Source organism: Pseudomonas sp. BNK-45, from assembly GCF_047456255.1.
Classification (GTDB): Bacteria; Pseudomonadota; Gammaproteobacteria; order Pseudomonadales; family Pseudomonadaceae; genus Aquipseudomonas.
The window spans coordinates 937,388-950,286 of the sequence record NZ_CP179909.1 but is presented as its reverse complement, the minus strand read 5'-3'; the positions used below and the strand labels follow the sequence as shown (position 1 = coordinate 950,286).

At 66.0% G+C, this 12,899-nt stretch carries 13 protein-coding genes; 11 read left to right on the top strand and 2 right to left on the bottom strand.

Going from position 1 to position 12,899, the window contains the following annotated elements; all coding sequences use genetic code 11:
- Window positions 1-57: 57 nt before the first annotated feature.
- A complete protein-coding gene (gene aspA / locus ACMGG8_RS04320) occupies window positions 58-1,482 on the top strand; it encodes an aspartate ammonia-lyase (RefSeq protein WP_060842033.1) in 1,425 nt (474 codons plus the stop codon).
- 151 nt (window positions 1,483-1,633) lie between these two features.
- On the opposite strand, the gene ACMGG8_RS04315 is transcribed toward aspA, so the two are convergent.
- Window positions 1,634-1,978 (bottom strand): type II toxin-antitoxin system RelE/ParE family toxin, encoded by a 345-nt coding sequence (locus tag ACMGG8_RS04315; RefSeq protein ID WP_414159229.1) that lies wholly within the window; start codon window positions 1,976-1,978, stop codon window positions 1,634-1,636.
- Window positions 1,979-1,990: 12 nt separating this feature from the next.
- Window positions 1,991-2,239, bottom strand: a complete 249-nt coding sequence (locus ACMGG8_RS04310) for a prevent-host-death protein (protein ID WP_025131512.1) — start codon at window positions 2,237-2,239, stop codon at window positions 1,991-1,993.
- Between the two features lie 603 nt (window positions 2,240-2,842).
- Here ACMGG8_RS04310 and ACMGG8_RS04305 point away from each other — a divergent pair.
- The 10 genes from ACMGG8_RS04305 (at window position 2,843) to ACMGG8_RS04260 (ending at window position 12,684) form a co-directional block, all read left to right on the top strand.
- Window positions 2,843-3,196, top strand: coding sequence for a DUF6124 family protein (locus ACMGG8_RS04305; RefSeq protein WP_414159228.1), 354 nt, complete (start codon window positions 2,843-2,845; stop codon window positions 3,194-3,196).
- Between the two features lie 412 nt (window positions 3,197-3,608).
- Window positions 3,609-4,388 carry a hypothetical protein gene (locus tag ACMGG8_RS04300; RefSeq protein ID WP_414159227.1) on the top strand — a complete coding sequence of 260 codons (780 nt, stop codon included), beginning with the start codon at window positions 3,609-3,611 and terminating at the stop codon, window positions 4,386-4,388.
- A 98-nt stretch (window positions 4,389-4,486) separates the two neighbouring features.
- The gene (locus ACMGG8_RS04295) at window positions 4,487-5,131 is read left to right on the top strand and encodes a hypothetical protein (protein WP_414159226.1); all 645 of its coding nucleotides are present in this window, start codon (window positions 4,487-4,489) and stop codon (window positions 5,129-5,131) included.
- 36 nt (window positions 5,132-5,167) lie between these two features.
- Window positions 5,168-6,187 carry a beta-ketoacyl-ACP synthase 3 gene (locus ACMGG8_RS04290; protein WP_414159225.1) on the top strand — a complete coding sequence of 340 codons (1,020 nt, stop codon included), beginning with the start codon at window positions 5,168-5,170 and terminating at the stop codon, window positions 6,185-6,187.
- Entirely contained in the window at window positions 6,187-7,194 is a 1,008-nt protein-coding gene (locus tag ACMGG8_RS04285; RefSeq protein WP_414159224.1) for an NAD-dependent epimerase/dehydratase family protein, read from the top strand. Before ACMGG8_RS04290 ends, ACMGG8_RS04285 begins: the two co-directional genes overlap by 1 nt.
- On the top strand, window positions 7,191-8,045 hold the full coding sequence (locus tag ACMGG8_RS04280) for an MBL fold metallo-hydrolase (protein WP_108544992.1): 855 nt from the start codon (window positions 7,191-7,193) through the stop codon (window positions 8,043-8,045). The genes ACMGG8_RS04285 and ACMGG8_RS04280 overlap by 4 nt, the downstream gene beginning before the upstream one ends.
- A complete protein-coding gene (locus tag ACMGG8_RS04275; protein ID WP_414159223.1) occupies window positions 8,035-9,393 on the top strand; it encodes a F390 synthetase-related protein in 1,359 nt (452 codons plus the stop codon). Before ACMGG8_RS04280 ends, ACMGG8_RS04275 begins: the two co-directional genes overlap by 11 nt.
- Window positions 9,381-10,535 (top strand): ATP-grasp domain-containing protein, encoded by a 1,155-nt coding sequence (locus tag ACMGG8_RS04270; protein ID WP_414159222.1) that lies wholly within the window; start codon window positions 9,381-9,383, stop codon window positions 10,533-10,535. Before ACMGG8_RS04275 ends, ACMGG8_RS04270 begins: the two co-directional genes overlap by 13 nt.
- The gene (locus ACMGG8_RS04265; RefSeq protein ID WP_414159221.1) at window positions 10,499-11,671 is read left to right on the top strand and encodes a hypothetical protein; all 1,173 of its coding nucleotides are present in this window, start codon (window positions 10,499-10,501) and stop codon (window positions 11,669-11,671) included. The genes ACMGG8_RS04270 and ACMGG8_RS04265 overlap by 37 nt, the downstream gene beginning before the upstream one ends.
- Window positions 11,668-12,684: a Rieske 2Fe-2S domain-containing protein gene (locus ACMGG8_RS04260; protein WP_414159220.1), complete on the top strand. Its 1,017-nt coding sequence runs from the start codon at window positions 11,668-11,670 to the stop codon at window positions 12,682-12,684. Before ACMGG8_RS04265 ends, ACMGG8_RS04260 begins: the two co-directional genes overlap by 4 nt.
- The last annotated feature ends 215 nt before the right edge of the window (window positions 12,685-12,899 follow it).

Here is a 12,899-nt window from a genome sequence, read left to right as displayed (position 1 = left end):
CCTAGGATTCGCAGCGTTCCCGGCACAGACCGGGTCCCTAACGAGATGATCTCCGTCATGTCCTCCGCTGCATCTTTCCGCACAGAAAAAGACCTGCTTGGCGTACTCGAAGTACCGGCTCAAGCGTATTACGGCATCCAGACCCTGCGAGCGGTGAACAACTTCCGTCTCTCCGGCGTTCCGATTTCGCACTACCCAAAACTGGTCGTGGCCCTGGCAATGGTCAAGCAGGCAGCTGCTGACGCCAACCGCGAACTGGGTCATCTGAGCGAAGCCAAGCATGCCGCCATCAGCGAGGCCTGTGCCCGCCTGATCCGCGGCGACTTCCACGAAGAGTTCGTGGTGGACATGATTCAAGGCGGCGCTGGCACTTCGACCAACATGAATGCCAACGAAGTCATCGCCAACATCGCGCTGGAGGCCATGGGCCACAGCAAGGGCGAATACCAGTACCTGCACCCGAACAACGACGTGAACATGGCGCAGTCCACCAACGACGCCTACCCGACCGCGATCCGCCTGGGTCTGCTGCTGGGTCACGACGCCCTGCTGGCCAGCCTCGACAGCCTGATCCAGTCGTTCGCCGCCAAGGGTGACGAATTCAGCCACGTCCTGAAAATGGGCCGTACCCAGCTGCAAGACGCCGTGCCGATGACCCTCGGCCAGGAATTCAAGGCCTTCGCCACCACCCTGGGTGAAGACCTGGCCCGCCTGAAGACCCTGGCGCCGGAAGTGCTGACCGAAGTCAACCTGGGCGGCACCGCCATCGGCACCGGCATCAACGCCGACCCGCGCTACCAGGCCCTGGCCGTACAACGCCTGGCCACCATCAGCGGCCAGCCGCTGGTACCGGCGGCCGACCTGATCGAAGCCACCTCCGACATGGGCGCCTTCGTGCTGTTCTCCGGCATGCTCAAGCGCACTGCGGTCAAGCTGTCGAAGATCTGCAACGACCTGCGCCTGCTGTCCAGCGGCCCACGCACCGGCATCAACGAAATCAACCTGCCAGCGCGTCAGCCCGGCAGCTCGATCATGCCTGGCAAGGTCAACCCGGTGATCCCGGAAGCGGTCAACCAAGTGGCGTTCCAGATCATCGGCAACGACCTGGCCCTGACCATCGCGGCCGAAGGCGGCCAGCTGCAACTGAACGTGATGGAGCCGCTGATCGCCTTCAAGATCTTCGACTCGATCCGCCTGCTGCAACGCGCCATGGACATGCTGCGCGAGCACTGCATCACCGGCATCACCGCCAACGAAACCCGTTGCCGCGAACTGGTGGAGCACTCCATCGGCCTGGTCACCGCGCTGAACCCGTACATCGGCTATGAAAACGCCACCCGTATCGCCCGCATCGCCCTGGAAAGTGGCCGTGGCGTACTGGAACTGGTGCGCGAAGAAGGCCTGCTGGACGACGCCATGCTCGACGACATCCTGCGTCCGGAAAACATGATTGCCCCGCGCCTGGTTCCGCTGAAAGCGTAACCGCCGCGCCCCCGAAACATGCAACACCGCTCACCAGGTTGAGGGACTAGACACCTCTCACCTTTTGAGGGCTTGGAGATACGTCTCCAGGCCCTTTTTTTTGGTTCTTCACCGAGCCCCGGGAATCCAAAAATAAGACCGCCCTCAATCGTCAATCGGTATGCAGCAGGCAGTAACGAATAAGTGCCTGTTCGACGCTTTGCTTATCCCGCAGCACCAGCCCGACCACGATCGCCCGATCCGCGTCTACGATTTCGTAGAACACCCGGTATCCATCGGTGTTGAGCTCACGGTAATGCAAGATGCCCAGGTCGCTTGCTTGAGGGCTGACTGGGTAACCTAACGGGGCGGACAAGAGCTTGTCCTGAAGAGCGTCAATCACAGCATCCAGCCGCTCAAAGGCGGACTTAAGGTCGCTATAGTCGGCCAGATGCACAATCTGGTCTTCAATGCTTTGCTGTGCGGTTTCGGTGTAGCGGATGGTCAGTGTTGGCATCTATCCCACCATTTACTTGTGGGCAAACCTCTTGCTTAAGCGGGCCTTCAGCTCATCGGTCGAGCAATGCTTGCCTTGGGCGTACTCGCGCGAACTGACGGCGAGCAATTTCACCAACGCCACTGCCTCGTCGCGGCGCTTACGCTCAACGTAAGACTCGACAACGTAAACAGGCACACCGTTTTGCGTAACGACCATTGGCTCCTCTAAAGGCAGGTCGGATGCGTATCGTTTTAAAAAGCTGACCGTTTCAACTCGCATGAGTGAAACCTCCTACATTTGGCGACGTGCTCGCCGCTCTGCTACGAACTGATCCTGTGCGACTTCGCCGCTCAGGATGCCTGACGCTCACTATGCAAGATCGCAATCATCCTGCCGGCTTGAACCCTACACTATATTCAGCCCAAATATAGACCGATTATCGAATCCTGATTTCACTGAATATCAAATCATTTCTCTGCTCCTTGGATCGGTCGGCGTGCCGTTTTTTTGCCTGGAAAAAAGCCGCGATTTGTCAGGCGATGCCGCCCGGCATCGAAGCGGATTCGCTTTGTTTTGTAGGGCAAATCCGAGAGAATCCCCCACGCCTTTGAGCGCCTTGTACCCCTTCGAACGATCAGGCAGTCTCCCGGTGCCGCTGCCAAATCAGCGGCCCGGATGTGGAAGTTCGGACCTGAGTAAGCATGAGCGCTCATGAGCATGGCTCGACGTATTTTCGTTGGCATCGCTTTATGGCGGTTGTGCGCGGGACACCTTCGGGTGTGCTGGGTTACTCAGTCCCGGTCTTCCACACCCTCGCACAACTGCCACCCCTCATGTGGAAGTGAGCTCGGCAGTCCGTTAACTACTGAGTGAGTGACCGTCATGAAAAAGCTCGTCCCCGATCCGCCACTAACAACCGATCACCCACGCCGCGACCCGGAGCTGGACCGCGCCAACGCCAACCTGCTGGCCGCCTTGCACGGCACCCGCCATCGCCCCTTCGGCCTGCGCGACGCCCAGGGCCACCCGCTGTTCGCCGTACAGCCCCAGGTGAATGCCGAAGACGCCCTGATGCACGTTTCCTTGCTGCTCAAATGCGCCGAAGAGGTGTCCGATGAAATCACCGAACGGGCCAGCGGCATCGAGCGCGGGCTGATCTGGTCCATGGTGCATTCCGTGGAAATGGCCCGCGCCGTGGTGGACGCCCTGCTCGACGGCGCCCGCCCCACTCCCTGACGCAACCTGTAGCCGCTGCCGAGCTCGCGAGGCTGCGAAAAGGTCCGCAGGACCTTCAGCGACCTTGAGAACCCCGCGTCCCTTCGGGCCGTTCGCAGCCTGCGGCAGCGGCTACCCCCCCAACCTGAACTGCGGCCGCAACCTCCTTGTAGCCGCTGCCGAGCCCGCTAGGCTGCGACAAGGTCCGCAGGACCTTCAGCGACCTTGAGACCCCTGCGTCCCTTCGGGCCGTTCGCAGCCTGCGGCAGCGGCTACACCCCCAATCTGAACTGCGACCGCCACCTCTTTGTAGCCGCTGCCGAGCCCGCGAGGCTGCGACAAGGTCCGCAGGACCTTCAGCGATCTTGAGAACCCCGCGTCCCTTCGGGCCGTTCGCAGCCTGCGGCAGCGGCTACAGGTTTTGCCCGGCGCAGTGGATAATCAGCCTCCCGCCGCAGCCGGCAATGACGACCAAGGCACCCTGTCGATGGACCCGACGCACACCCAGGCCCTGCAACAACTGCGCAAGCTGATCCCCATCGGCCTGCGCCACGCCCAGGCCCTGCTCGAACGTTGCGCCGGCAATCCGCAACTGGCCGCCGAGCTCTACAGATCCGATCTGCTGCAAGTGCTGGTAGAAAAGTCCGGCCTGCCCCCCGAGCAAGCCCGGGAACACTTGCTCAACGCCGCTTACGACCTGAACCGCGCCCTGCACGCTATAGAAGAAGCACGCTTCACCCTGACCCAGCGCATTCTGCGCAAGCATCACCGGGACCCGGGCCAGGCCCTGGACCTGATCGCCCAGGCCATCGAAACCGCCGAGCACCTGCCCCGCCAGTACTGGCTGGATTTCGCGCGACTGGAGGCGCTGGCCCCGGCACCGCGCTGCTTCATGATCCTGCACGAGTGGCTGGCCTTCGAGGGCTGGGAAGGCTTCGACAGCGCCCTGCACTTTCACCTGTCCCAGGCCATCGCCCAATTGCGCCACCTGCAACTGGATACCCTGGCGGACACCCTGGAGCACGCCGATCAGCGCCAGCAGCAACTAAGAGCGGCCCACGCCGAAAGCGAAAGCCCCAGCGAGTTGAGCATGCGCATCAACCAGGACCCGCTGTTCAACCGCTACCAGGACCAATTCAACCAGCAGCGGCCGCAGCTGGAGCAACACCTGTATCAATGGGTGGAGCAATACATCGAACAGTTCCCAACCTGAGCAGCGAACGGGTGCCGGCGCACACGTCGCAGATACCCGCCCCCGAGAAATCGGTAAACTGCCGCCCTCACCGAACACGGACCTCGGATTCAGCCGCCATGGAATTGCAGTACCGCCTCACCCCGGCCCACACCGAAGCCCGGCTTGCCGAAAAACTGCCCCAGGCGCTGCTTGAGCATGACCAGTTAGAGACGCGGATCTCCAGCGCCACCTCGCGCTGGCAGGGGCGCCTGCTCGGCCCGCTGATCCTGCTGCTGTGCCTGATCGCCGCGCCCCTGGCGCTGTATTTCCCCGAGCGGCGCTTTACCCCGGAAAAGATCATCGCCCTGGTGCTCTGCGCGCTGATCTTCATCCCGCTCTGGTGGCGCTTTTCCGGGCGCCTGATCCAGCGCCTACAGGCCCGCACCCGGCACCGGACACCGCTGCGCGGCCTGAACCACCGCCTGATCGAGGCCCGCCTGCGGGTGCCCTTGAAGGCTGTCGAGGGCACTTACCACCTGAGCTTCGACGACCAGGGTTTCACCCTGAGCAAACCTCCCAGAGCCAAGAGCAGCATGACCTGGGAGCAGGTCGTGTACCTGCGTGAAGCGGCCAACTTCTATGACGTGGCCAGCGCCGAAATGCAGCGCAAAGACCAGGCCTGCCGCATCGCCAAACACAGCGAACTGATGGACGCCGAGGAGTATCAGCAAGGGCTGCAAGCCTTTCTGAGCCAATGCCCGGTCCCGCCGTCCGCCACCTGACCAAGCCTCCCCCGACGCCCCACACACGGAATTTGCATGCACACATCAGCGTCCTCCCCTCGCCCGGCCCGCGCCCTGGCCATCCTCGGCACCGGCCACGCCCTGCCGCAGCGAGTGGTCACCAGTGCCGAGCTGGACCGCCAGCTCGGCCTGGAAACCGGCAGCGTGGCGCGCATCAGCGGAGTGCAGCAGCGCCACGTCGCCGATCCTGCGGACACCGCCGCCAGCCTCGGCGCCCGTGCCGCGCGCCAGGCCCTGCAGGCGGCCGGCCTGGAGCTTGGCCAGCTGGACCTGATCGTCTGCGCCAGCGGCACTCAGGACCAGGGCATGCCCTGCAACGCCGCGCTGCTGCAACGGGAGCTGGGCCTGGGGCAGTCGGGCATTCCGGCCATGGACATCAACGCCAGTTGCCTGGGCTTTATCGCCGCCCTGGATACCTTGTCCTGGCCGATCCAGGCCGGGCATTACCGGCGCGTGCTGCTGGTGTGCGCCGATATCGCTTCCTGCGGCCTGGACTGGCAGCAGGTGGAGGTCTGCGGCATCTTCGGCGACGGCGCGGCGGCGGTGGTGCTGGGCCCGGGCCATGGCGGGCAGAAGCTCCTCGCCTCACGCCTGAAGACCTACGCCGAAGGCGCGGCGCTGTGCCAGATCCCCGCCGGCGGTTCGCGCTTTCATCCCCGGCGCATCGACGTGCCGTTCGAGCCGCTGACCAGCTTCGCCATGCAGGGCAAGGGCGTGTTCCGCCTGGCGGCCAAGCACCTGCCCGAGCTGCTGGACGACTTGCTGCAGCAAGCCGCGCTGCCCCTGGCACGGATCGACTGGGTGATCCCTCATCAAGCCAGCCAGCAGGCCATGCAGCACGCGGCCAAGCGCCTGAGCCTGGGGCCGGACAAGGTCATCGATATCTTTGCCCAGCACGGCAATCAGGTGGCGGCCTCGCTGCCCACCGCCCTGGACATCGCGGTGCGCGACGGGCGCATTCAACGTGGACACACCTTGCTGCTGATCGGCACCGGCGCGGGCCTGTCCCTCGGCGGCATGATCCTGGAGTTCTGATGAAGATCCTGGTCACCGGCGGCACCGGTTTTATCGGTCGGCATCTGGTCTGGAAGCTGGCCGCCGAAGGCTGTGAGGTGCAGTTCAGCGGGCGCAACCCCGAGGCGGCGGCCGAGGTGATTGCCCACAGCCCGGCGCCGGTGCGCTGGCTGCCGCTGGAGCACGGCAGCCCGTTGGCCAAGCGCCTGCTGGCCGACGCCAGCCGCGAGCATGACGCCATCGTGCATTGCGCCGCCCTGTCTTCACCCTGGGGGTCGCCCCAGGCGTTTGCCCGGGCCAACCTCGACTCCACCGCCGAGGTGATCCACGCCTGCGGCAAGAACCGCATCCCGCGGCTGGTGCACATCTCCACCCCCAGCCTGTACTTCGACTTCAGCGACCGCCTGGGCATCCGCGAAGACCAGCCGCTGCCAAACCCGGTGAACGACTACGCCCGCAGCAAGGCCCAGGCCGAAACCCTGCTGGCAGACGCCAAGCTGCCCGAGTGCGTGATCCTGCGCCCCCGGGCGGTGTTCGGCCCCTGGGACGCAACCCTGATGCCGCGCCTGCTACGGGTGATGCAGCGCGGGGCGATTCCGCTGATGCGCGGCGGTCGGGCCCAGCTGGACCTGACCTGCGTCGACAATCTGGTGCACGCGGTGTGGCTGGCCCTGACCCGGCCCCTGCCGCGCCCGCTGTGCGTCTACAACCTGAGCAACGCCACACCCCTGGCCTTCAAGGACCTACTGCAACAGATGGCCGAGCACTTCCAACTGCCGCTGCGCACCCGCCGCCTGCCCTGGCCCCTGGTGCACGGCGTGGCGCACCTGCTGGAGCTCAAGGCGCGCCTGGGCAACGGCGCCGAACCCTTGATCACCCGCTACGGCGCCGGCGTCCTGGCCTTCAGTCAGACCCTGGACATCAGCGCCATCCAGCGCGAGCTGGGCTACCGCCCGGTGATCAGCCAGGACCAGGGCATCGCCCAGCACGCCCAATGGTGGCTGGCCCAACAGAGGCAACGAGCATGAGCCGCAGCGTGAGCTTGAAGATCCTCCGGGCCGGCTGGTGCCAGCACCTGGAATGCATGGCCGACCGTGGCGGGCGCCTGGCGCCGGTGCAGTTTCCGGCCCTGTGCGGGCTGATCCAGCACCCGGACCACGGCTGGATTTTGTACGACACCGGCTACGCCGAGCACTTCTTCCAGGCCACCCGCGCCCTGCCCGAGCGCCTGTACCGCAGTGCGGTGCCGGTGCAGTTGCCGGTGGTCGAACAATTGGGCGCGCAGTTGCATGAGCTGGGCATCGGCCCGGGGGATATCCGCCATGTGATCATTTCCCACTTTCACGCCGACCATGTCGCCGGGCTGCGGGACTTTGCCAACGCGCGTTTCATCGCCCTGGAAGCCGATTACCGGCATATCGACAGCCTGCGCGGCCAGCGTTGGCGCGCCACCCTCGGCGGCCATCTGCCGGGCTTGCTGCCGGACGACTTCAGCGCCCGCCTGCGCCTGGCCGAAGCCAGCCCCAGCTGTGCGCTGCCAAGCTGGATGGCGCCCTTCGAGCAGGGCCTGGACCTGTTCGGCGATGGCAGCCTGATCGGCGTGCCGTTGCCCGGGCACAGCGAAGGCCAGCTGGGCCTGTTCATCCCCGATGCCCAGGGCCGACCGGTGTTCCTGGTGGCCGACGCCTGCTGGTCGGTGCCGGCCTGCCGCGCCGAACGCCTGCCCGCCGCCCCGGCACTGTGGTTTGCCAGCGCCGACCGTCAGCAATATGTGCGCACCTACAGCGGCCTGGGCCAACTGATCCGCCGCGAACCGGCGGTGGCGGTGCTGCCGTCCCATTGCACCCAGGCCTGGGAGGCGTTCGCCCATGAACAGTGAACGCCTGCTGGGCACCCTGCGCAGCATCGGCGCCTTCGTGTTCAGCCGCTACGCCCTGCGCTTTCGCCGCCGCGAGCGCCTGGAAGCCTGGCAGGCCCGACGCCTCAAGCACTTCATGGCGCGGATCATGCCCCGTGGCCAGCGCTTCAACGGGCTGACCCACGATGGCCTGCACAGCTTGCCGATCATGGACAAGGCCAGCCTGATGAGCGATTTCGCCGCCTTCAACACCCGCGCCCTGAGCCTGGAACAAGTGTTGCCGGTGGCCCTGCAGGCCGAGCGTTCCCGGGACTTCAGCCCGACCCTGGGGGACATCACCGTGGGCCTGTCCAGCGGCACCTCGGGGGCCCAGGGGGTGTTCCTGGTCAGCAGCGCGGAGCGCCAACGCTGGGCCGGCATCCTGCTGGCACGGACCCTGCCCCGGGCGCTTTTGCCCCGGCTGCTGTGCCCCTGGCTGGCGCCGCTGCGCATCGCCTTCTTCCTGCGAGCCAACAGCCGCCTGTACACCACCCTGGCCAGCCGCCGCATCGACTTCGCCTTTCATGACCTGACTCTGGGCCTGAGCGCCTCCCTGCAACGCCTCAACCAACAGAACCCGGACGTGCTGGTGGCCCCGGCCACGGTGCTGCGCGGGTTGGCCCAGGCGGCCCTGGCCGGGCAGCTGACGATCCGCCCCCGGCACATTCTGTCGGTGGCCGAAGTGCTGGAAAGCACTGACGCCGAAGTGGTGCAGCAGGCCTTCGGGCTCAAGCCCCGGCAGATCTATCAGGCCAGCGAAGGCTTCCTCGGCTACACCTGCGAGGCCGGCACCCTGCACCTGAATGAAAGCCACCTGCACATCGAACCGCAGTGGCTGGACCCTGAGCGCACACGCTTTCAGCCGATCATCACCGACTTTTCCCGGCGTACGCAGCTGATCGTGCGTTATCGCCTCAACGACATCCTGCGAGTGGCCGAAGCGCCCTGCCCCTGTGGCCGCGCGGAACGGGCCATCGCCGCCGTGGAAGGCCGCGCCGACGAGATCCTCTGGCTGCCGCGGCTCGACGGCCAGCAATTGGCACCGCTCTACCCCGACGTATTGCGCCGCGCCTTGCTGATGCTCGGGGCGACGCTTGAGGAATATGAAATCCACCAGCGCGGGCTGCTCTGGCAGGTCAACCTGCGCACCTCGGGCGACTACCACGGGCTGTGCCAACGCTTGAGCGAGGCCCTCGCCGAGCTCTGCGTGCAACAGGGGCTGCAGGCGCCACAGCTGAGCTTCGGCCACTGGCAGGCGCCGCCGCCACAGACGAAAAGACGCCGCCTGCTGATGCTGCAACTACCCGAGGGACTGCCATGCGTGTATTGATTCTCGGCGCCCGGGCCCCGGCCTGCCTGGAGTGGGCCCGGGCCTTCAGCCAAGCCGGCTGGACGGTGACCGTGGCCGATTCCCTGGCCCAGCCCCTGAGCCGCTTCAGCCGCGCCGCCGAGCACTTCGTGCGCCTGCCGGAGCCGCGCCACGACCCGGATGCCTGGATCGAGGCCCTGGCCGTGGTCATCCGCCAACAGGCCATCGACCTGCTGCTGCCGACCTGCGAAGAGGTGTTCTACCTGGCCCACGGCCTGGAGCGTCTGCGGCCTTTGTGCCGGGTGTTCACCAGCGATTTCGAGCTGCTGCACCGCCTGCACCACAAGGGCGATTTCGCCGCCATGACCCAAGGTTGGGATGTGGCCGCGCCGCCGACCCGAGTGCTGCATGACCCGGCCGCGTTGCAGGCACTGGCCGCCGAGCACGACGCCCTGGTGTTCAAGCCGGCCTATTCGCGCTTCGCCTCCCAGACCCTGATCCGCCCGAGCCCGGCGCAACTGGCGAAAGTCCGGCCCAGCAGCGAGGCGCCCTGGGTGGCCCAGCAGTTTGTCCCCGGCCAGGAATACTGCAGTTTCAGCGTGCTGGTGGACGGCCAATTGCGCGCCCACAGCAGCTACCAGCCGCGCTACCGGGTCGGACGTGGCTCGGGAATCTACTTTCACAGCTGCGCCCCGGCGCCGATCCGCGCCTTCCTGGAGCAGTTCGGCCGGGCCACCGGCTACACCGGGCAGGTGGGTTTTGACTTCATCGAGGACCCGCACGGCCGCTTCCACGTGCTGGAGTGCAACCCCAGGGCCACCAGCGGCGTGCACCTGTTCGACGACCAGCGCGTGCCGTTGGTAGCGGCGCTGGGCAGCGAAGCCGGCGCTGCGCTGGAGGCGACCCTGGAACCCAGGATGATCGCCCTGGCCATGCTGCTTCTGGCCGCGCCGCAACGGGCCTTGAGCCGGGCGTTCTGGCACGACTACCGGCAAGCCCGGGACGTGATCGTCCAGGACGGTGACCGTGGCCCGCTGACCGCCCAGCTGCTGAGCCTGAGCGAGATCATCGGCCGCGCCCTGACCCGCCGCTGCGGGCTGCTGGCCGCCTCCACCGCCGATATCGAATGGAACGGCCAACCCCTGGGGGCAACGCGCCGATGAAGCTGTGGATGCCCGAGCAACTGGCCCTTGAGCCCCCGAGCGCCGACGACAGCCACGCCCGGCAGTACGTGCGCACCTGCGCCGGCGGCGCCCTGATCGGCAACGTCAGCACCGCCCTGGCCCTGCTGGACACCGGCCATCATCAGTTCCCGGTGAGCATCAACCATGGCCACGACCCTGTGGATAACTGTTACGTGGTGTCGCCGCAAACCGCCTACAGCGGCTACGCCCGGGAAGAACTGCAGCGCCTGAAACGGCCCTGGCTGGCCCGGCCGCTGAGGCTGCTGACCCAGGGCGTGGACCGGCTGCTGAGCGCGGCCAAGGTCGACCGGCTGGTGCAGGTCAACAACTGGCTGCTGTCCACCAACCTGTACCCGGCCGACTGGGACGGCGCGGACTTGCCGGCGATCACCGAGCTGCTGCGCCGGGCGTTTCCCGACCACGGCTTTGGCTTTCGCTCGCTCAACGACTTCAGCAACCGCGCCCTGCGCAAGCGCCTGCAAGCCCTGGGCTACCTGGCGATTCCCAGCCGCCAGGTGTACCTGTTCGACGGCCGCCAGGGCGAAAATTCAGCCTTCCTGCGCCACCACAACACCCGCCTGGATGCCACCCTGCTGCGTCGCAGCCCGTATACGGTGGTGCCCGGCAGCCAGCTGAACGAAGCCGACTTCCAGCGTATCGAGCAGCTGTACAACCTGCTGTACCTGGACAAATACAGCCGCCTCAACCCCCACTACAGCGCCCAATGGCTGCAACGCGGGCAGGCCGAAGGCTGGTTGGACGTGCGCGCCCTGCGCAACGCCGAAGGCCGCATCGACGGCGCCCTGGGCTGGTTCGCCAACAGCGCGCTGATCAGCACCCCCATTGTTGGCTACGACACCGCCCTGCCCCAGCGCGCCGGGCTGTACCGGCAACTGACCAGGCTGTGCCTGCAAGAGGCGGTGAACCGCCGTCAGGTGCTCAACTTCAGCTCCGGCGCCGCCGCCTTCAAACGCCTGCGCGGCGGCCAGCCCGAAATCGAATACAGCCTGATCCACGTCGCCCACCTGCCCTGGCCGCGCAGGCTGGTGTGGCAACTGATGGGGATGCTGCTGCAACGGATCGGCGTACCGCTGATGAGGAAGCTCAAACTGTGAACAGTCACTCGGGCTGGTGGCCCGTCGCCCTCAGCCGGCAGCTGCACAAGCAGCCCCTGGCCTGCACCCTGCACGGCGTGCCGCTGGTGCTGTTTCGCGACGCCGAGGGCGCCCCTGCCGCATTACCGGACCGCTGCCCCCATCGCTTTGCGCCGCTGAGCGCCGGCCGGGTGCGCGACGGGCAGATCCAGTGCCCCTACCACGGCTGGCGCTTCGATCCCCAGGGCCGTTGTACTCAACTGCCCGGGCTGGAGCAGCAGCGTTGCAGTCAGCCCTTGCTGCAGCCGCTGCACAGCTGCGAAGCCCAGGGACTGGTGTGGGCCAGCCTTGCCAGCGAGCGGCCGCATGCGCCACCGGTGGCCGCCGCCGAACAGGCCCAGGCCCTGGATGTGTTCTGGATCAGCGACCGGGTGCAGTGCAGCTTGCAGGACGCCGCGGAGAACTTCCTCGACGGTTTCCACACCCACTTCGTGCACGCCGGCTGGATTCGCCACGATCGCCAGCGCCAGCGCATTAGCGCCTGGGTGCATCGGCTCGAAGACGGGGTTGAAGCGCAGTACAGCGAAGAAGGCACCCAATCCGGGCTGATTTCCCGGCTGTTCGAAGGCGAACGCGGCCTGAGCATGGGGCGCTTTCGCCTGCCGGGGCTGGCGGAAATCGAATACCGCGACCGCCAGGGCCGGCTCAACCTGCTGGTGAGCGCCTGGCTGAGCCCGGCCGCCGAGGGCCAGTTGCGGCTGTTCGCGCGCATCGCCACGGCCCGCGGCCGCCTGCCGGGCTGGATCAAACGCGGCGTGCTGCAGCCGCTGTTCAAGGTGATCCTCAAGCAGGACCGGCAGATCCTGGAGAACGTCAGCGCCAACCAGCAACGCTTTGCCCGGGTGCCGCTGCGCTGGCAGCGGCCCACGCCTCTGGACAGCTCGCTGGATCTGCTGGGGCCGTGGATTCGCCAGTTGCTGGAGCAGGGTGAAATACACAACTTCCAAGAGCGGCATGAAACCTTCTGGCTGTAACCCGATACGTGTTGCAACCCGATACTTTCGGCAATAGATCATTGCGGGGCCGCGGCTCTTATATGAAGAGCCGCTGACTAGCGCGCGCCATGTTTCATATATAAAACAAACAAGGCATTTATCGCGTTTTTCCCGTTACCCGCAAAGCCTTCTTTTCTCGCAACTTCCCAGGCCACTTCCAAGTGTTGGGCAGTTTCGTGCCAGATAATAAACAT